Genomic DNA, 19,343 nt, shown 5'->3' on the forward strand with positions numbered 1-19,343 from the left:
GGCGGCCGGGCCGGCGGGGCGGTCGGCGGCCGGTCTACGGTCGGCGCCGACGCTCAGAAGGCGTAGCCGTGGACCGTGTCGGTGAAGAGGTTGACGACGTAGTAGTTGCACAGGAGCAGCCCGAAGCCGGTGAGCCCCAGGTAGGCGGCCTTGCGGCCGGACCAGCCGCGCGTGGCCCGGGCGTGCAGGTAGGCGGCGTAGGCGATCCACACGACGAGGGTGCCCACCTCCTTGGGGTCCCAGTCCCACGGCCGCCCCCAGGCGTGCTCGGCCCAGATCGCCCCGGCGATGAGGGTGAAGGTCCACAGCAGGAAGCCCACGGCGTTGAGCCGGTAGGCGAGGCGCTCGAGCTCGACCGAGCCGGGCAGGGCGTCGGCCAGCCGGCCCCAGAACCCCCGACCGGCGTCTGCGGCGTCCTCACCGGCAGGCAGCGAGCTCCCGGCGGCGGGCAGCGAGCTCCCGGCGGCGGCCGCGGGGACGGGCCGGGCAGCGCGGGCGGTGGCGGTCCGCTCGCCGCGGTCCTTGACCAGCTGGACCAGGGACACGGCGGCCGCGACGGCGAAGATGCCGATCGCCGTCGTGGCCACCGACACGTGGATGACCAGCCAGTAGTGGTCCAGCGCGGGGCGCACGCCGTCGGCCTTGATGTAGAACACCGACACCGCCAGCCCGAGCGCGAGCAGGGTGGGCGTGATGACGAAGGCGCCGAGGTAGCGCAGGTCGCGCCAGCGCTGGATGAGGAGGAAGGTCCCGACGGCGACGAGCGTGAAGACGATGGAGAACTCGTACATGTTCGCCCACGGCACCCGGCCGGCCGCGACGCCGCGCAGCAGCACGCCGAGGGCGTGGAGCACGAAACCCGCGGTGGTCGTCGTCATCGCGATCCGGGCCGCCCGGCGCGGGCGCCCGGTGGGGCCGCCGGCGCGCAGCGCCGACACGTCGACGCCGAAGGCGACCATCGCCACGGCGTAGGCGGCCATGGCCCCGTAGATCACCAGCAGGCTGAGCTGGCCGAGGTCGTTCACGTGTCCTCCTGGGGTGTGGGCGCGAGTGCGCCGACTGCGGTCAGCACCCGCTCGAGCTCCTGCTCCAGGCCCGGGTCGTCACCCCGGGCGAGCGCGGCGGCCTCGACAACTGTACGTCCGTCGGCGTCGTGGCTCGTGCGCACCCACAGCCGACGCCGGGGCACGAAGAGCGAGGCGGACAGACCGGCGAGCGCGAGGAGCGCCGAGACGAGCAGCACGGTGAGGGAGGGGTCGTAGCGGACGTCGAGCGCCGCGAAGCGGGGCAGGGCCTCGAAGCTGACGGTGCCCAGTCCGTCCGGCAGCTCGACCTCCTGGCCGGGCTCGAGGAGGATGCGTGACTCCTCGTCCTGGGTGACGCGGGTCATCCGCTCCGTGTCGAGCTCGTAGACGTTCTGCGGGACGCCGTCGTCCAGGCCGAGGTCACCGGTGTAGACGTCCAGGACGAGGAGCGGGGCGTTGGGCTGGGGGTGCACCGACCGGGCGCCCGCCTCGTCGAAGACGGCGGTGGGCAGGAGGTAGCCGATGAGACCGAGCTGCTCGAGCCCCGGGGAGACGTCGGGGACCTTGACCACGCCGCGGGAGGTGTAGAAGTCGTCCTCCGGCAGGAAGGGCACCGGCTGGGAGAAGGCGACCTCCCCCTCGGCGTCGCGGACCGTCAGGTGCGGGGCGAAGCCGTTGCCGGCGAGGTAGACATTCGCCCCGGCCGCGGTCACCGGGTGGTTCACCCGGATGATGTCGGCGCGGGACCGGCCGTCGGCCTCGGTCACCGTGACCCGGGCGGTGAAGTCACGCGGCTGGGCGTCGACCGTGAACTGCGAGCTGAGCTCGTCGAGGGTCAGGGTGAAGGGCTCGAGGTCCTGGCTGTCGAAGAGCGAGCCGGGGGTGAAGGTGTCGTAGTCGACGAGCGCGTTGGCGAAGGACCGGCCCTCGACGACGACGGCCTGGCCGCGGTAGCTGAGCATCTGCCCGGCGGCGAGCGCGACGAGCACCCCGACGAGCGAGAGGTGGAAGACGATGTTGCCGGTCTCGCGCAGGTAGCCGCGCTCGGCGCTGATCCCGTCCGGGGTGCTCGCCACCCGGAAGCGGCGGCGCAGCACCCGCCGGACCGCGCCCTCGACCTCCGCGGGGGACGCCGTCGTCGTGTGCGTCGCGTGCGCGGGGAAGCGGCTGAGACGGCGCGGGACGCGGGTGGGGGCCGCCCGCAGGGCGGCGAGGTGGGACCTCGTGCGGGGCAGGATGCACCCGATGAGCGAGATGAACAGCAGGAGGTAGACCGCCGCGAACCAGGGCGCGGTGTAGACGTCGAAGAGCCCGAGGCGCTCGAGCCACTCGGCGAGCTCGGGGTGGTCGGCGCGGTAGCGGGCCACGCCGGCGGGGTCCTGCGGGCTCTGCGGGACGATGGCGCCGGGCAGGGCCGCGATGCCGAGCAGCATGAGCAGCAGCAGCGCGACGCGCATCGAGGTGAGCTGGCGCCAGGCCCAGCGCAGCCAGCCGCGCAGGCCCAGTCCGACCGGTCGCGGGGAGGGCGCCTGGCCGGAGTCGTCCATCGTGCGCAGGCCCTCGGGGGCGTAGCTCATCACACCACCGTCACGAAGTCGGCGACCAGGCCCTGCACCCAGCCCGCGAAGTGGCCCCACAGCCCGGTGACGAGGGCCAGGCCGAGGAGGACGAGCATCGCACCCCCGATGCGCATGATCGTCACCCGGTGGCGGCGCAGGAAGCCCATCGCCCGGGTGGTGCGCGAGTAGAGCAGCGCGATGACGACGAACGGCACCCCGAGACCGAGGCAGTAGGCGGCGGCGAGCAGCCCGCCCCGGGCCGGGTCGCCGTCCTCCAGCGACAGGAGGAGCACGGCGGACAGGGTGGGGCCGATGCACGGCGCCCAGCCCAGTCCGAAGACGACCCCGAGCAGCGGCGCGCCCCACAGCCCGGCCCGCGGGCTGAGGTGGAGGCGCCGGTCACGCTGGAGGAAGGGGACCGCGCCCATGAAGGCGAGCCCCATGAGCACGACGACCACCCCCATGACCCGGGTGACGACGTCGAGCCAGGGCCGCAGCGCCAGCCCGAGCCCGCCGAAGACGACACCGAGGAGGACGAACACGGCGCTGAAGCCGAGCACGAAGAGGAGTACCCCGAGGAGCAGCCGCCCCTGCCCGGTGGCGCGCCGGGCGGCCGTCGTCGTGGTCCCGGCGGCGGCCAGGGCACCGGGCTGCCGGGCGAGGGTGCCGGTCATGCCGCCGAGGTAGCCGACGTACCCGGGGATGAGGGGCAGCACGCAGGGCGAGGCGAAGGAGATGGCCCCGGCGAGGAGCGCGACGGGGACGGCGGCGAGGAGGGAGCCGCTGAGGACGGTCGCCTGGAAGGTCTGCGCGATGCCGTCCCAGCTCATCGGGCCGCCTCGGCGAGGACGTCGTCGATCATGCCGCGGACCACCCCGGGGTCGATCTGGCCGAGCACCCGGCCGGCCACCCGGCCCTCGGTGTCGAGGACGACGGTGGTGGGCATCGCCTGGAGCGGCACGAGGCCCTGGAGCGCGGCCACCCCGCGGGCCGTCTCGTCGTGGAGGCTGGGGTAGGGCACGTCGAAGCTGCGCTCGAAGGCCTGGGCGGTGGCGGCGTCGTCGCGCGGGTTGATGCCCAGGAGGCGCACCCCCTGGTCGGCGTAGTCGGCGTGGATGGCGGCGAGGTCGCCGGCCTCGGCCCGGCAGGGCGGGCAGGCCGCGTACCAGTAGTTGAGGACGACGACGTCGCCCCGCCAGTCGGCGAGGTCGACCTCCTCGTCGTCGTAGGTGGTGCCGGTGAGCTCGACCGGCCCGGTGCGGTCCGGCTGGTCCCACGTGGTCCAGGACCCGTCACCGGCCTGGTAGCCGGCCCCCGTGGTGTCCGTCGCGGTCCCGCCGGTGGAGCCGCCGCAGCCGGTGAGGACGACGACGGCGACGGCGAGGGTCGCCAGCGCGCGCGTGAGCCGGTTCATGCGCGCTCCGTCCGGGCCGGCACGGCCTGCCGCGGGACGGCGGCGCCCGAGGCGCCGGGCAGGAGGTCCAGGGCGCCGCTGACGAGGTCCGCCGCGGGCTCCCAGTAGCCCAGGCCGACGAGACGGGCGCCGTGGAAGCGCAGCGAGGTGAGCGAGGCGAGGGAGCACTGCCGGCGGCGCGGGTCGTGCCACAGCGGGCGGCGCTCGAGGAAGAGGCGGGTGACCCAGATGGGCAGCTGGTGGCTGACGAGCACCGCCTCCCCGCCGCCCTGCGCGGCCAGCCGGCGGCGGGCGTCGGCGATCGCAGCGGTCATCCGCTCCACCTGGTGGCGGTAGGGCTCCCCCCAGCTGGGCCGCAGCGGGTTGAGGTAGCGGCGCCAGTAGCGCGGGTGGGCGAGCCTGCTCCGCTCGGTCCCCACGGTGGTGCCCTCGAAGTCGTTGCCGGCCTCGATGATCCGCTCGTCCGTCAGGACGTCCAGGCCGTAGGCCCGCGCGGTCGGCAGGGCGGTCTCCTGGGCGCGCTGGAGCGGGGAGGCGACGACGAGGCGGACGTCGTGCCCGCAGTCGCGCAGCACGTCGGCCACCCGCTGCGCCATCCGCTGCCCCCGCTCGGAGAGGCGGAAGCCCTCGAGCCGTCCGTAGAGGACGCCGTCGGGGTTGTGGACCTCGCCGTGCCGCAGGAGGTGCACCGTGGTTCGGGACATGCCACCTAGTGTCGCAAACTCTGCCGACCTTCCCGGTCGGCCGTCGGGGCCCCGCCGCCCGGACGGTCCCGGCGCGGTGCGGACCGTCCCGGTGCCGCCCGGAACTTCCCCGGCGCAACCTCTTGCGTATGCATCGATCACCCTCTACCGTTGAACCGTCAAGTGATGCAACAACCATGGAGGACCACATGACCGCCACCGACACCACGACGGCCACCCGTCCCGCGCCGGGCACCTACACCATCGACCCCTCGCACTCGGAGGTCGGCTTCTCCGTCCGCCACGCCGGCATCGCCAAGGTCCGCGGCCAGTTCACCGAGTTCTCCGGTGAGATCGTCGTCGCCGAGAACTTCGCCGACTCGGCGGTGAACGTGGAGATCAAGTCCGCGTCCGTCGACACCCGCGACGAGAACCGCGACAACCACCTCCGCAGCGCCGACTTCTGGGACGCGGAGAACAAGCCGACGTGGACCTTCGTCGGCCGCCGCGTCGAGGGCACCGGCCCGGAGTTCACCGTGCACGGCGACCTCACCATCAACGGTGTGACCAAGCCCGCCGCCCTCGAGGTGGAGTACAACGGTGCGGCCACCGACCCGTTCGGCAACCCCCGCGTCGGCTTCTCGGCCAAGACCGAGCTCTCCCGCAAGGAGTTCGGCCTCACCTGGAACGCCGCGCTCGAGACCGGCGGCGTCCTCGTCGGCGACAAGGTCCGCATCTCCCTGGAGATCTCGGCCATCGCCGCCCAGGCCTGACGCAGCCCGGTTCCCCCGCGCACCGCGCGGGCCACAGCCTCCCCGACGGCGGTCGGTGCCCCGCGCACCGGCCGCCGTCGGCGTTCCCGGCCCGGCGCCGCTCAGCCCGCGAGCGCCGTGCGCAGCCGCACCGGGTCGATCTGCCAGAAGCCCTGGACCGTGCCGTCGACCTCGACGACCGGGACGTACTCCCCGTAGCGGGCCCGCAGCTCGCCGTCGGTGTCGACGTCGACCTCCTGCCAGGCGGCGCCGGCCCGGTCGCACTCGGCGACGACGACCCGGCGGGCCTCGTCGCACAGGTGGCATCCGTCGCGGGAGTAGAGGGTCACTCGGGTCTCGGCCACGCCCCGATCCTACGGGCCTCGCTCTAGGGTGGAGGGGTGCACGCGACGACCAGGCCGGACGACGGCGACGCCGCAGCCGACCCGCCTCCCGTCGTCGCCGCGTTCTTCGACATCGACAACACGATCATCCGCGGCGCCAGCGCCTACCACCTGGCCCGTGAGCTCTACCGCCGCGACTTCTTCGGGCTGCGGGACATCGCCTTCTTCGCCGGGCACTCCGTGCTCTACCTGCTGCTGGGGGAGAGCCTGCGGCGTATCGCCACGATCCGCGCCCGCGCGTTGCGCGTCGTGCGGGGCCGCACCGTGGCCGAGATCGTCTCCATCGGTGAGGAGGTCTACGACCAGGTCCTGGCCACCAAGGTGTTCCCCGGCGCGCGGGCGCTCATCGAGGAGCACCGCGCGGCGGGCCACGAGGTCTGGTTCGTCAGCGCCACCCCCGTGGAGATCGCCGACCTCATCGCCGGCCGGCTCGGCGCCACCGGCGCGCTGGGCACCGTCGCCGAGCACCGCGACGGCGTCTACACCGGCGAGCTGAGCGGGAACATGCTCCACGGCGAGGGCAAGAAGGCGCGGGTGCTGGCCCTGGCCCGCGAGCGCGGGATCGACCTCGCCCGCAGCTTCGCCTACGGCGACTCGGTCAACGACATCCCGCTGCTCAGCACCGTGGGCTCGCCGTGTGCCATCAACCCCGAGCCGCGGCTGCGCCTGCACGCCGCGGAGGTCGGCTGGCCGGTGCGTGACTTCCGCCGCCGGCGGCGCGACGTCGGCCGGGGTGTGCGCACCGGGGTGCGCGGGGCCTGGTGGGCCGGTGTGGTGTGGACCGCGACGGTGGTCGTACGCGCCCTGCGCCGCCGCCTCACCGGCCGCTGACGGCCGCCGGCCGGAGCCGGAGACGCGCCAGGCCCGGCAGGTGCCGGGCCTGGGGACGTCAACGGTCAGCGCTCACTTCTTGTTGCGGCGCTGGTGCCGCGTCTTGCGGAGCAGCTTGCGGTGCTTCTTCTTCGACATACGCTTACGGCGCTTCTTGATGACAGAACCCATGGAACCTCGCAGTGCTGGTCGAGCCGGGACGGGGTGGCGCGCAGCACGGGACTACACGCAGAACGCGGCGAGTCTACAGTCTCGGCGGACCGCCCGCGGCGCGAGAACCGTCACCCGGGGTAGCGACCTCCGGCGGGGATCCGCTTGCGCGGGTGGACGACGCTGCCGCCACCGACGAGCGCGACCTCGTCCTGCGGCCCGTCCCCACCGACCTCGGCCCGGCCGCGGATGCGGGCACCCTCGTCGACCACGCTGCGCACCACCCGGGCGCCGGGCCCCACCCGCACGTCGTCGAGCAGCACGGAGTCGACCACCTCGGCACCGGGTGCCACCTGCACCCCGGGGGACAGCACGCTGCGCCGCACCACCCCCTCGACGACGACGCCGGCGGAGAGCAGCGAGTCCTCCACGCGCCCCGCGGAGTGGACGCGGGCGCCGACGTGCCGCAGCGTGCGGGTACGGATCGGCCAGGTCGGGTCGTCCAGGGAGAAGGCGGGCTGCTCGAGCAGCTCCAGGTGGGTGCGCCAGTAGGCGTCGACGGTGCCGACGTCCTGCCAGTACCCGGTGTGCCGGTAGTCGGCGGCGCCGCCGCGCTCCACCATCGCGGGCAGCAGCCGCTCCCCGAGGTCCCCCAGCCCCTCCTCCTCGCCGGCGGCCGCGGCCGCCGACTCCAGGCCGGCGAGCAGCGCGGCGGTGGTGAAGGCGAAGACCTCGGTGGTCACGACGTGGGACCGCGGCTCCGGCGGCTTGAGCGCGTAGTCGGTCACTCGTCCGGACTCGGCGAGGACCACCCCGTAACGGGTGACGTCGCCGTCGTGGCGGGTGGTGACCATGGTGACCTCGGCGTCGACGGCGAGGTGGTGGGCCACGACGTCGGCGTAGTCCATCCGGTAGACGGCGTCCGCGGAGGCGACGAGGACGACCTCGGGGCCGTGGTCGCGGATGCGGTCGGCCTTGCGCCACAGGGCGTCCGCCGTGCCGCTGTGCCAGCCCTCGCGGTCGTCGCCGCGGTGCGGGCCGAGCACCATGAGCCCGCCGCGGGAGCGGTCCAGGTCCCACGGCCGACCGCCGGCGAGGTGCGCGGTGATGGACTCGGGCTCGAACTGCTCGATCACCCACACGTCGGTGATGCCGCTGTTGGCGGCGTGTGAGAGCGGGAAGTCGATGAGCCGGTGGCTGCCGCCGAAGCGCAGCGCGGGCTTGGCCCGCCGCTCGGTGAGCGTCTCCAGACGGGAGCCCGCACCGCCGGCGAGGACGACGAGCAGGGTACGCGGTGGAGCCATCCCGTGATCGTCTCCCAACGAGCGGGATGTGGCGCGCTCAGCGGGCCTGGCTCTCCGGGGTCCAGTCGCCGATCCCCGTGCTGAGCATCTCCTCGACCGCGAGCTGGGGGACCCGGAAGGAGCGGCCGACCCGCACCGCCGGGATGTCACCGGCGTGGACCATGCGGTAGACGGTCATCTTCGACACCCGGAGGAGCTCGGCAACCTCGGCCACCGTGAGGAAACGCGGGGCCTGCTGCTCGGCCATGTCCACCTGCCTGTGTCGTCCGGGAGCCGCATCGCGCGGAGATACGCTCGCACAATAGAGCCTACCGCCCGATTTGGGAAACGCCCCGCTACACGAACAGCGGGTCGAGGCCGTGCCACGGAAAGACCGCCCCGCGCGTGGCCATGACCGCCCGGTCGACCGGGTCGTCCGGGTTGTAGCCCGCGGACCAGGGCCGGAACGTGGCGGCGGCGTCGTCGCTCATGGTCAGCGGGGCGTCGACGTCGGCGAGCTCGGCGATGGTGCGCCGCCACGACTCGGGCACCGGGGTCGCGGGGTCCAGCGGTCGGCCGGCGACCACCGCGGCGAGGTGGGTCCACACCCGTGGCACGACGCTGACCACCTCGTACCCCCCGCCCCCGGTGGCGACCCAGCGGCCCCCGGCGTGCTCCTCGGCGAGCTCGGCCATGAGCAGCGCGGCCTGCCGCTGGGCGTCGACCGACACGGCCAGCTCGGCGAGCGGGTCCAGCCGGTGGGCGTCGCAGCCGTGCTGGGTGAGGAGCAGCTGGGGCCGGAACTCCTCGAGCAGGGGGGCGACGACGGCGTCGATCACCCGCAGCCAGGCGCCGTCACCGGTCCGCGGCGGGAGCGCGACGTTGACGGCCGTGCCACGCGCCGCCGGCCCGCCGACGTCCTGGGCGTAGCCGGTGCCCGGGAAGAGCGTGCCGGGGTGCTGGTGCACCGAGATGGTCAGCACCCGGTCGTCGTCCCAGAAGACGCGCTCGACCCCGTCGCCGTGGTGGGCGTCGAGGTCGACGTAGGCCACCCGCTGCGCCCCGGCGTCGAGGACGGCGGCGATCGCCACGGCGAGGTCGTTGTAGACGCAGAACCCCGACGCCCGGGCGGGCATGGCGTGGTGCATCCCCCCGGCCAGGCTCAGCGCCCGCGGGGCCCGGCCCTCCCAGACCGCCGTCGTGGCGGTGAGCGTCGACCCGACCACCCGGGCCCCGGCCTCGTGGATGTGGGCGAAGATCGGGTTGTCCTGCTCCCCGAGCCCGCGCGCCGGGTCGGGCCGCCCCTCCCCCGCGGCACGGACGGCGGCGAGGTACTCCGCCTCGTGCACCCGCAGCAGAGCCTCGTCGGCGGCGGCGACGACCGGCTGGACGTCGAAGGCGTCGAGCAGCCCGAGGTCCGCCAGCAGCCGGTGGGTCAGCGCCAGGCGCAGGGGCGCCATCGGGTGGCCCGCGCCGAAGTTGTACTCGAGCAGCTCCTCGCTCCACAGGAGCAGGGGTCTGGGCATGCCGCCACGGTAGCGCGGGCGTGGGCGTGGCAAGGTGAGCGCGTGACCGGTGGGACGATCGACCGCGGACCGCGGCTGCCGGCCCGTGTCCTGGGTGCGGTACGCGACGCGGTCGACCACGTCGCGCGCCACTCCCCCGCACGGCTCGCCCTGCTCGTCTTCGCCGGGATCGTCGCCGTCGTCGCCGCCCTGCTGTCCCTGCCCGCGGCCACCCGCAGCGGGGAGCGGGCCGACCTGGTCGACGCGCTGTTCACGGCGGTGTCGGCGGTGTGCGTCACCGGTCTGGAGACGGTGCCCACCGCGACGCACTGGTCCGGTCTGGGCCAGGCCGTCATCGCCGTCGGCGTCAAGATCGGCGGCCTGGGGGTGATGACCCTCGCCTCGATCCTCGGGCTGGCCGTCTCCCGGCGGATCGGGCTGACGCAGCGGCTGCTCGCCGCCTCCGAGACCGGCACCACCCGCCTCGGGGAGGTCGGCACCCTGGTGCGCGCCGTCGTCGTCGCCTCGGTGTCGGTCGAGCTCGTCCTCACCCTCGTCCTGCTCCCCCGGTTCCTCGTCCTGGGGGAGGCGTTCGGGCCGGCGCTGTGGCACGCCGTCTTCATGGCGGTGTCGATCTTCAACAACGCCGGGTTCGTCGTCCTGGAGGGCGGGTTGGCACCGTTCGTCGGCGACTGGTGGATGTGCCTGCCGATCGTGTTCGGCGGCGCCGTCGGGGCGCTGGGCTTCCCGGTGATCCTCAACCTCGCCGAGCGGGTCCGCCGCACCCGCCGGCTGTCGCTGCACTCCAAGCTCACGCTCGTCACCTACGCGCTCCTCGCGGTGGGCGGGGCGCTGGGCTTCGCGCTCTTCGAGTGGGGCAACGCGGCGACGCTCGGCGGGCTGCCCGTGGCGGACCGGGTGCTCGCCTCCCTGCTCGCCGGGGTGAACGCCCGCTCGTCGGGGCTGACGACGGTGGAGGTCGCCGACATGAGCGACACGACGTGGTTCCTCCAGGACGCGCTCATGTTCGTCGGGGGCGGCTCGGCGTCCACGGCCGGCGGGATCAAGGTGACGACGTTCGCCGTCCTCGTCCTGGCCATCGTCGCCGAGGCCCGGGGCGACCGCGACGCCGAGGCCTTCGGGCGCCGGGTGGGGACGACGACGATCCGGCTGGCCGTGGCGGTGGCGTTCCTCGGCGCCACGCTGGTGGGGGTGGCCACCCTGGCGCTGCTCGCGCTCACCCACCACCACCTCGAGCTCGTCCTCTTCGAGTCGATCTCCGCCTTCGCCACGGTGGGGCTGAGCACCGGGATCACCCCCGACCTGCCGAACGCGGCGAAGTACGTGCTGGCGGCGCTGATGTTCGCCGGCCGGCTGGGGACCATCACCCTGGCCGCGGCGCTCGCGGTGCGGCAGCGCCGCCGGGTGATCCGCATGCCGTCCGAGCCGCCCATCGTCGGCTGACCGGGGGCACACTGCAGGTACGGACCGGCAGGGAAGGAAGGCGCACATGGCGCAGAGCAAGCTCCCGCGCGCGAGCGCGGTGCTCGTCATCGGGCTCGGCCGCTTCGGCGGTGCCCTGGCAGCCACCCTCGAGGACCTCGGACGGGAGGTGCTCGCCGTGGAGAAGGACGCCCAGCTCGTCACCCAGTGGTCCGGGCGGCTGCCGATCATCGAGGCCGACGCCACCAACCCCGACGCCCTCGAGCAGCTCGGCGCCCAGGACTTCTCCGTGGTGGTCGTCGGGGTGGGCACCTCGCTGGAGGCCAGCGTCCTCATCACCGCCAACCTCGTCGACATGGAGGTGCCGCAGATCTGGGCGAAGGCCACCTCCGCGGAGCACGGCCGGATCCTGCGGCGCATCGGCGCCCACCACGTCGTCTACCCCGAACACGACGCCGGGCAGCGGGTGGCGCACATGGTCACCGGCCGGATGCTCGACTACATCGAGATGGAGGACGGCTTCACCATCGTCAAGATGCGGCCCCCGCGGGAGACCCACGGCTTCACCATCGGCGAGTCGCAGATCCGGGCCAAGTACGGCGTCACCGTGCTCGGGGTGAAGTCGCCGGGCGAGGCCTTCGAGTACGCCACCGACGAGACCCGCATCAACCCCGGCGACACGATCATCGTCTCCGGGGACTCCGCGTTGCTCGAGGCGTTCGCCGCACGTCCCTGAGGAACCGCCTGCGTCCGGGCCCGCGTCCCTGACACGCGCCCCGGACGATCTGCCGCCCGACCCTTGACCTCATGAGGATGTGAGCGTTAACGTCTGCTTCACGGGCCCGGGACGAGGTCTGTCCCGTGCACGCAGCCCGACCGGGAACGGCTGACGAGGAGGTCTGTGGGAGCCACGAGCCCCTGCCCGGCTCCCGGGCACCACGCCTCGCGGAGCGGCGCGACCGCCCCGCGACGCACTCGCGCGATGACACGCCCACACCCCGGGCGAGGGCCGCGCAGGCCACCGGGTCGACCACCCGTCATGGGCGCAGCAGCAGTAGGACGCGGCGACGCCGCCGCGCAGACCGAGGAGGGTCTTCACCCATGTCCACCAGTCCACCTGCACGTGCGCGACTCAGAACGGTGGGTTCCGTCGCGGCACTGACGCTGGCCTTCGGGGCCGTGGCGGCACCCGCGTCCTCCGAGCCGGTCACCGGCTCGGAGGACGACCGGCTCGTCGTCCACTACCCACTGAACGAGACGAGCGGCTCCGTCGTCACCGACGCCTCGGGCAACGACCGCCACGCGGAGGTCGTCGACAACGCCGGCGGCACCGCGCGGTGGGAGTCCGGCCGCGGGCTCTACCTGCCCGGCGGGTCCGGCACCACGCCGGCCGTCAAGCTACCCGACTCCCTGCTCAGCGGCCTCGACGACGTGACGATCGCCTTCGACGTCCGCGCCATGGGCACCGCCCCCGGGGCACCGATGTACACCTTCGGCCTCAGCTCCGAGGCCGGCGGGTCCCTCAGCGCCCACCCCGGCAACGACAACGCCATCTTCGCCCGGCACGAGGTGACGCTCACCGGCCCCGACGGCGGGACCGCCCAGACGGTCGGGGGGACCCACGGCCTCACGCGCGAGACCTGGACCCACGTCGCCGTGACCATCGAGGGCGGCGACGCCACCTCCCCGGGCACCATGCGCCTCTACGAGGACGGCGTCCTCGTCGGCACCAACGACTCGGTCACCCTCCGCCCGGGTGACATCACCGCCCCCTCGGCCTTCATCGGCCGCTCGCCCGTCGACTCGGGGCGGCCCGCACAGTTCCGCGGCATCGTCAAGGACTTCCGCGTCTACTCCGCGGCGCTGCCGGGTTCCGAGATCGCCGCGCTGGCCTCCGACCTCGCGGCCGACAACCTCGCCGAGATGATGGACGCCGTCACCCTGCCGGACACCAGCGCGCTCACCGAGAACCTCACCCTGCCGAGCTTCCCGGGACTCACCTGGACCTCGAGCGACCCGACCGTCGTCACCGAGACCGGCCAGGTGTTCCGCCCCGCGCCGGACGAGGAGGACGCGACGGCCACGCTCACCGCGACGGTGACCCACCGGGGCCTCACCGCCTCCAAGGACTTCGAGGTCACCGTGCTCAGACGCGTCGGGTTCAGCGAGGAGGAGCTGGCCGAGGGCCTGGTCCACCACTTCCGTCTCGACGAGACCGAGGGCACCGTCCTGGCCAACTCCGGCAGCGCGGGCAGGGAGGCGGACGCCGAGCTCGTCAACGCCGACAAGGCGACCCTGACCGGGGAGGGGGTGCGCTTCAACCCCGACTCCTACGAGGACTCCCTCGAGGGAGCCTACGTCAGGCTCCCGGACGACCTCACCGCCGGGATGACGAACCTCACCATCGACTACGACGTCTGGGTCGACCCGGCGAACGTCGGCAACCACCAGATGTGGAGCCTGGGCAGCAAGGCCGGCTCGTGCGACGTCGACTCCGGCCTGCAGGCCTCCATCTACGCCTCGAACACGGCCCCTCGCCCCGGTGAGCGCTTCCGCGTCGCCGTCGGCAACCAGAACCTCATGCAGAACGGCGGCCGCCTGCTCGAGGGCGCGTGGAAGCACGTGACCTACACCCAGGCCCTCAACGAGGACGGCACGACGTGGACGGGCACCGTGTACGTCGACGGGGTGCGCTACGCGCAGGCGACGAACCTCACCACCCCGCCCTCGGTCCACGCCTCGGGCACCAACTGCAACTTCCTCGCGCGCTCGCAGGTCTCCGGTGACTACTCCTTCCGGGGCACGATCCGGGACTTCCGGGTCTACGACCGCGCCGTGAGCGCCGACGAGGCGCTCGCGCTCGCCGACGCGACGGTCTCCTCCGGTGTCCGCGCCGACGCCGAGGCCATCGACCTCGGTCTCACCGACGCGATCGTCCGCGACATCGACCTGCCCAAGGTCGGCTCGGTGGCCGGCTCCACGATCACCTGGACCTCCTCCGACCCGTCCGTCGTCGACGTCTACACCCCGCCTCCCACCGCACCGAACGTGCCGGTCACCGGCCGCGTCACCCGGCCCGCCGTCGGGGAGCCCGACGCGACCGCGACCCTGACCGCCACGGTGCGCAAGGGCGCCTACGACGTCACCGTCCGGGAGATCCCGGTGGTCGTCAAGGCCGAGTTCGTCGACGCCGACGCCGTCGCGCGCGACGCGTTCGACCTCGAGCTCGCCGCCACCGACGACATCCGCGGCAACATCACGCTGCCCGCGGAGGGGGAGTTCGGCTCGACGATCACGTGGAGCTCGACGTCGGACCTCATCACGCCCACCGGCGAGGTGACCCGGCCCCCGTACGGGCACCCGGACGTCTCGGGCACGCTGACCGCGACCATCACCAAGGGCGAGGCGTCGCAGACCAAGACGTTCCCCTTCACGATCCGGGCGCTGCCGCGGACCGAGGAGATGGAGCGCTACTTCATGGGCTACTTCAAGGGCGAGAACCTCGCCGACGGCGAGCAGATCATGTTCGCGACGTCGAACGGGAACACCGCCCTGGACTGGACCGGGCTCACCGGTGGCCGCCCCTCGCTCATCTCCCAGCTGGGCGACCAGGGCCTGCGCGACCCGCACATCGTCCGCTCCCCGGACGGCGACACGTTCTACATGATCGCCACCGACCTCAACTGGTACGACCAGGGCGGCTACGCGATCAACGACACCCAGTACATCGAGGTCTTCGAGTCCAACGACCTCGTGAACTGGACTCCGCAGCGCCACGTCAAGGTCGCGCCGGACGACGCCGGCAACGCCTTCGCCCCCGAGTCGCTGTGGGTGGAGGAGATCGGCGCCTACGCCGTCTTCTGGGCCCAGTCGCTGTGGAACGACCCGGTCAACCGCACCGGTCAGGGCAACGCGCAGATGTGGTACAACATCACGCGCGACTTCCGGACCTTCTCCGAGCCGAAGGTGTGGCAGGACCCGTTCCCGCAGTCGCGGATCGACACGACCGCGCTCAAGGTCGGCGACTACTACTACCGGGTGACGAAGAACGAGGCGGGCAACGCCGGGTCGGACATCTTCTCCGAGAAGCACACCGACTTCCTCGACAGCAACATCGACAACTGGGAGCTGGTCGCCCCCGCGCTCGGTCGCACGACGTGGGACCCCAATCAGGGCTACGAGGGACCGATCCTGTTCCAGGCCAACCCGGGCGACACCGCCTGCCCCGGCCAGTTCTACCTCTGGGGTGACCGGTACACGAACGGCGGCGGCTACCAGGCGGCGTGCAGTGAGGACATCGAGGCGCCCACGTGGGAGGCCAAGCCGATCACGATGACGAACGCCGGGGTCCCGCGGCCCCGTCACGGCACCGTCATCCCGATCACCCTGCGGGAGTGGAACGCCATCCGGGGGATCCCCAACGACGACGTCGCCACGACCACCGCGGTCACCGTCGACGGGGACGCCGCCACCGCCACCGTCGAGGCCGCGGACGGGTTCGAGACCGGTGGCCGCGTGCGGTTCTCCGCCGGCGACTGGTCCGAGACCGTCTACCTCGAGGACGGCGTCGCCGAGGTCGCCCTCCCGGGGTCGCTCGCGGACGGGGACACGGTGACCGCCGAGTTCCTCGGGCACGACATCCTGCTGGCTTCGCAGGACACGGCCACCGTCGGGGGCGAGGCTCCGCTCGCCGACGTCACGGCCGTCGCCGACACCCGCTGCGTCGTCGGGCGGTCCGTCGTGACCGTCCGCGTGACGAACGGTGCGCAGGTGCCGGTCGACCTCACGGCGACATCGTCGTGGGGGTCGAAGACGGTCACCGGGCTCGGTGAGGGCCGGGGCGTCTCCCACGCCTTCACCACCCGGGAGCCCGCGGTCCCGGCGGGGTCGGTGACGGTCGCCGTCTCCGCCGTCGTCGGCGGCGAGACGGTGAGCCGGGAGATCGAGGCGGCCTACGACGCCCACTCCTGCGGCTGACGTGTGTCGCGTCTCCTCGGGAGACAGACGGAGGCGCCCGTCCCCAGCCGGGGGCGGGCGCCTTCGTCATCCGGGCGGTGCGACGGCACCGCCGGGCCGGAGACTGCGGCTCAGCCCCGGTGCCTCCGCCGGCGGGCGGACAGCGCGGTCCCCACCCCCGCGGCGAGCAGCCCGGCCGCGGCGAGCAGCAGCGGCGTGCCGCCGAACCCGGTGCGCTCGAGCTCGTCCGGCGCTCCTGACGTCGGGTCGTCGGCGGGTACGGTCACGCCTCCCGGCTCCCCCGTGCTCCCGGTCGGCTGCGGCGTCGGGTCAGCCGGACCGGTGGGACCGGTGGTGGCGCTGGGCCCGTCCGTCGGCGCGATGTCGACGTTGACGGACACCCCCTCGCCCTGGTCGTCACCCGGGGTGTCGGCCAGTGCCGCCACCGGCAGCGCAACCAGCCCCACCGTGACTCCGAGCACCCGCCCGGCGGCTCGGATCGACATACGCATATCGCGTCCTCTCAGATCGGCGTTCAGCACTTCACTGTGGCCGGGTCCCCGGGGTTCCCGCCGCGGACGGACGTCGCAGGGGTGACCGGTGTGCCCTGCGGGATGGTGGGCCGGAGGGAAGCACCGTTGCGCATCCTGGCCCTCGCTCTCCCGACCTTCTGCACACCGCGGCGCCGTCCGGCACCGGCGTGACGGCGACGTCCGCGCCGTGTGCGGATGTTATCGCTCACACATCGTGTCGTCAACTGTAGTCGAGCGCGGTGGGCGGTCCGTGTCGCGTCGACCGGGCCGCACCGCTTCGCGTCTCGCCGCGGGTGAGGCGGCGCACCTCGGTGGTGCGGCCGGGCGGCACGGTGTCGCGCCGCCCGGCCGGTGGTTCAGAAGCCCTGCGCGAGGCGGTAGTACACCTGCCCCAGCCGCAGGCTCTCGGCGAAGCTGCGGGTGGTCGTCTCGCGGTCGATGACCGCGAGCTCGACGCCGGCGATCGTCGCGAGGTCCTCCCACACGTCGATGCCCAGCGCCGTGGTCATCGCGGTGTGGTGCGCCCCGCCCGCCGTCAGCCAGCACTCGGCCGACGTGGCGAAGGACGGCTCCGGCTCCCAGACCGCGCAGGCGACCGGCAGGTTGGGCAGCGGCTCGTCCGGCTCGACCACGCGCACGACGTTCGCGGTGAGGCGGAACCGCTCGCGCAGGTCGGTGAGGGAGACCAGGACAGCCGGGCCGGGGTCGGCGGTGAACTTCAGCCGCACCGGGTCCTCGCGGTTGCCGATCCCCAACGGGTGAATCTCGAGGGAGGGCTTGTCGACCGTGAGCGAGGGGCAGACCTCGAGCATGTGGGCGCCGAGGATCTTCTCGCGCCCCGGCGTCATCTCGTAGGTGTAGTCCTCCATGAGGGAGGCACCGCCGGGCAGGCCGTGGCCCATGACCTTGGCGACCCGCACGAGGACGGCAGTCTTCCAGTCTCCCTCGGCACCGAAGCCGTAGCCCGCGGCCATGAGCCGCTGGACGGCGAGGCCGGGCAGCTGCCGCAGGCCGCCGAGGTCCTCGAAGTTCGTCGTGAAGGCGGTGAAGCCGCCCTCCTCGAGGAAGCTGCGCATCGCCAGCTCCTGCCGGGCCCCGTACCGCAGCGACTCGCGCCGCGCACCGTCCGGCCCGAGCTCGGGGACCACGTCGTAGAGCTCGTCGTACTCGGCGACGAGGGCGTCGACGTCGGCGTCGGACACGGCCTCGACCCGCTCGACGAGGTCGTTGACCGCCCACGTGTTGACGGACACGCCGAGTGCGATCTCGGCCTCGGTCTTGTCGCCCTCCGTGACGGCGACGTTGCGCATGTTGTCCCCGAAGCGGCACACCCGCATGTTCTGCAGGGCGTGCCAGCCGGCCGCGGCGCGGGCCCAGGTGCCGATCTTGGCCCGGACGTCGGGCGTGCTCGCGTGTCCGACGACCGTCTTGCGGGCCACCCCCATCCGGGAGGCGATGTAGGCGAACTCACGGTCGCCGTGCGCCGCCTGGTTGAGGTTCATGAAGTCCATGTCGATCGTCGCCCACGGGAGCGCGACGTTCGCCTGGGTGTGGAGGTGGAGCATCGGCTTGGTGAGCGCCTCGAGGCCGAGGATCCACATCTTCGCCGGGGAGAACGTGTGCATCCATACGATGACACCGAGGCAGCGCGGGTCGCTGTTGGCCTCGAGCGCGGCCCGTCGGATCGCGTCACGGTCCTTCATCGTGCCCTTGTGCACGACCCTGACGGGGATCTCCTCCGCACCGTCGAGCTGGGCGACGATCTGCGCTGACTGCTGGGCGACCTGGGCGAGGGTCTCCTCACCGTAGAGGTCCTGGCTCCCGGTGAGGAACCAGATCTCCTTGCCCTCGAAGGGGTTGTTCACTTGCTGTCCTTTCGGGTCTCGTCAGCGTCTTGTTGGCCGTAGACGTTCTGGTAGCGCTCGTAGAGCTGGTCGATGTGGTGCTCGGCGACCGGGAGCGGCTCACCGAGCTGGCGCGCGAGGTGGACCGTGCGGGCGACCTCCTCGCACATGACCGCGGCCTTGACGGCCGCGCGGGCGTCCCTGCCGATGGTGAAGGGACCGTGGTTGCGCATGAGCACGGCGGGCGACCGGGACTCGCGCAAGGTCTCGACGATGCCGCGGCCGATGGAGTCGTCACCGATGATCGCGAACGGACCAACCGGGATCGGACCGCCGAACTCGTCCGCCATCATCGTGAGGACGCACGGGATGGGCTCCCCGAGTGCGGCCCACGCGGTGGCGTAGGGAGAGTGCGTGTGGACGACGCCGCCCACCTCGGGCATGTGCCGGTACACGTAGGCGTGCGCCGCGGTGTCCGAGGACGGCTGCAGCCGGTCGGACGTGCCGTCCTCGATCTTCGTGCCGTCGAGCTCGCACACGACCATGACGTCGGCGGTCAGCTCGTCGTAGGAGACCCCGGAGGGCTTGATGACGAACAGGTCGCTGCCCGGGACGCGCTGGGAGACGTTGCCCGCCGTCCAGACCACGAGCCCGTTGCGGGGCAGCTCGGCATGCAGGTCGGCCACGACCTGCCGCGTGCGCGCGACCGCCTCTCTCGTAGCGGTGTCCAGGTCTGCCAGGGCCCTCATCACACAACCTCCTCGACGATGACGACGGTGGCGCACTCGCTGCGCCCGGGGCGACCGGTTACGCAGATGCCCCGCTCCGGCCGAAAGTTTTCGTTCTGCCCCCGTTCTGCCTCTCCCTGATGTTATCGCTCACACGCCTTCCCGTCACCTCACTCCCGGAAGTTGCGCAACCCGTCGAGACAACCGGCCACTCCGGCCCGGCCCTCGTGCCG

At 73.0% G+C, this 19,343-nt stretch carries 18 protein-coding genes; 5 read left to right on the forward strand and 13 right to left on the reverse strand.

Annotated elements, in window-relative coordinates; translation table 11 throughout:
* Nucleotides 1-53: 53 nt before the first annotated feature.
* The 5 genes from ccsB to Q0195_RS01195 are packed head-to-tail and all read right to left on the reverse strand — an operon-like array spanning nt 54 to nt 4,702.
* Nucleotides 54-1,025, reverse strand: coding sequence for a c-type cytochrome biogenesis protein CcsB (ccsB, locus tag Q0195_RS01175; RefSeq protein ID WP_299273437.1), 972 nt, complete (start codon nt 1,023-1,025; stop codon nt 54-56).
* A complete protein-coding gene (locus Q0195_RS01180; protein WP_299273495.1) occupies nt 1,022-2,572 on the reverse strand; it encodes a cytochrome c biogenesis protein ResB in 1,551 nt (516 codons plus the stop codon). Before Q0195_RS01180 ends, ccsB begins: the two co-directional genes overlap by 4 nt.
* A 29-nt stretch (nt 2,573-2,601) precedes the next feature.
* Nucleotides 2,602-3,414, reverse strand: a complete 813-nt coding sequence (locus Q0195_RS01185) for a cytochrome c biogenesis CcdA family protein (protein WP_299273440.1) — start codon at nt 3,412-3,414, stop codon at nt 2,602-2,604.
* On the reverse strand, nt 3,411-3,998 hold the full coding sequence (locus Q0195_RS01190; RefSeq protein ID WP_299273443.1) for a TlpA disulfide reductase family protein: 588 nt from the start codon (nt 3,996-3,998) through the stop codon (nt 3,411-3,413). Before Q0195_RS01190 ends, Q0195_RS01185 begins: the two co-directional genes overlap by 4 nt.
* The gene (locus Q0195_RS01195) at nt 3,995-4,702 is read right to left on the reverse strand and encodes a histidine phosphatase family protein (RefSeq protein ID WP_299273446.1); all 708 of its coding nucleotides are present in this window, start codon (nt 4,700-4,702) and stop codon (nt 3,995-3,997) included. Before Q0195_RS01195 ends, Q0195_RS01190 begins: the two co-directional genes overlap by 4 nt.
* A gap of 188 nt (nt 4,703-4,890) precedes the next feature.
* On the opposite strand from Q0195_RS01195, the gene Q0195_RS01200 reads away from it, so the two are divergent.
* Entirely contained in the window at nt 4,891-5,454 is a 564-nt protein-coding gene (locus Q0195_RS01200; protein WP_299273449.1) for a YceI family protein, read from the forward strand.
* A gap of 101 nt (nt 5,455-5,555) precedes the next feature.
* On the opposite strand, the gene Q0195_RS01205 is transcribed toward Q0195_RS01200, so the two are convergent.
* Nucleotides 5,556-5,798 (reverse strand): glutaredoxin family protein, encoded by a 243-nt coding sequence (locus tag Q0195_RS01205; RefSeq protein WP_299273452.1) that lies wholly within the window; start codon nt 5,796-5,798, stop codon nt 5,556-5,558.
* A gap of 36 nt (nt 5,799-5,834) precedes the next feature.
* On the opposite strand from Q0195_RS01205, the gene Q0195_RS01210 reads away from it, so the two are divergent.
* Entirely contained in the window at nt 5,835-6,668 is an 834-nt protein-coding gene (locus tag Q0195_RS01210; RefSeq protein ID WP_299273455.1) for an HAD-IB family hydrolase, read from the forward strand.
* A 72-nt stretch (nt 6,669-6,740) separates the two neighbouring features.
* On the opposite strand, the gene Q0195_RS01215 is transcribed toward Q0195_RS01210, so the two are convergent.
* From Q0195_RS01215 to Q0195_RS01230, 4 genes are all read right to left on the reverse strand, one after another.
* Nucleotides 6,741-6,839, reverse strand: a complete 99-nt coding sequence (locus Q0195_RS01215) for an AURKAIP1/COX24 domain-containing protein (RefSeq protein ID WP_005504750.1) — start codon at nt 6,837-6,839, stop codon at nt 6,741-6,743.
* Between the two features lie 110 nt (nt 6,840-6,949).
* Complete coding sequence (locus tag Q0195_RS01220) at nt 6,950-8,122, reverse strand: sugar phosphate nucleotidyltransferase (protein ID WP_299273459.1); 1,173 nt, start codon at nt 8,120-8,122, stop codon at nt 6,950-6,952.
* Nucleotides 8,123-8,159: 37 nt separating this feature from the next.
* Complete coding sequence (locus Q0195_RS01225; protein WP_299273462.1) at nt 8,160-8,369, reverse strand: helix-turn-helix domain-containing protein; 210 nt, start codon at nt 8,367-8,369, stop codon at nt 8,160-8,162.
* Between the two features lie 88 nt (nt 8,370-8,457).
* A complete protein-coding gene (locus Q0195_RS01230) occupies nt 8,458-9,627 on the reverse strand; it encodes an acetoin utilization protein AcuC (RefSeq protein WP_299273465.1) in 1,170 nt (389 codons plus the stop codon).
* A gap of 42 nt (nt 9,628-9,669) precedes the next feature.
* Between Q0195_RS01230 and Q0195_RS01235 the strand changes: the two genes are divergently transcribed.
* The 3 genes from Q0195_RS01235 (at nt 9,670) to Q0195_RS01245 (ending at nt 16,026) form a co-directional block, all read left to right on the forward strand.
* On the forward strand, nt 9,670-11,070 hold the full coding sequence (locus Q0195_RS01235) for a potassium transporter TrkG (RefSeq protein ID WP_299273468.1): 1,401 nt from the start codon (nt 9,670-9,672) through the stop codon (nt 11,068-11,070).
* Nucleotides 11,071-11,116: 46 nt separating this feature from the next.
* Complete coding sequence (locus Q0195_RS01240; protein WP_299273471.1) at nt 11,117-11,785, forward strand: TrkA family potassium uptake protein; 669 nt, start codon at nt 11,117-11,119, stop codon at nt 11,783-11,785.
* 404 nt (nt 11,786-12,189) lie between these two features.
* Nucleotides 12,190-16,026, forward strand: a complete 3,837-nt coding sequence (locus Q0195_RS01245) for an immunoglobulin-like domain-containing protein (protein WP_299273474.1) — start codon at nt 12,190-12,192, stop codon at nt 16,024-16,026.
* 110 nt (nt 16,027-16,136) lie between these two features.
* On the opposite strand, the gene Q0195_RS01250 is transcribed toward Q0195_RS01245, so the two are convergent.
* The 3 genes from Q0195_RS01250 to Q0195_RS01260 all read right to left on the reverse strand — a co-directional run bounded on the left by Q0195_RS01250 (nt 16,137) and on the right by Q0195_RS01260 (nt 19,131).
* Nucleotides 16,137-16,511, reverse strand: coding sequence for a hypothetical protein (locus Q0195_RS01250; RefSeq protein ID WP_299273477.1), 375 nt, complete (start codon nt 16,509-16,511; stop codon nt 16,137-16,139).
* Nucleotides 16,512-16,894: 383 nt separating this feature from the next.
* On the reverse strand, nt 16,895-18,403 hold the full coding sequence (gene araA / locus Q0195_RS01255; protein WP_299273480.1) for an L-arabinose isomerase: 1,509 nt from the start codon (nt 18,401-18,403) through the stop codon (nt 16,895-16,897).
* Nucleotides 18,400-19,131 (reverse strand): L-ribulose-5-phosphate 4-epimerase, encoded by a 732-nt coding sequence (locus Q0195_RS01260; RefSeq protein ID WP_299273482.1) that lies wholly within the window; start codon nt 19,129-19,131, stop codon nt 18,400-18,402. The genes araA and Q0195_RS01260 overlap by 4 nt, the downstream gene beginning before the upstream one ends.
* Between the last annotated feature and the right edge of the window lie 212 nt (nt 19,132-19,343).

The sequence above is a fragment of the uncultured Georgenia sp. genome (assembly GCF_937958535.1).
Classification (GTDB): domain Bacteria; phylum Actinomycetota; class Actinomycetes; order Actinomycetales; family Actinomycetaceae; genus Oceanitalea.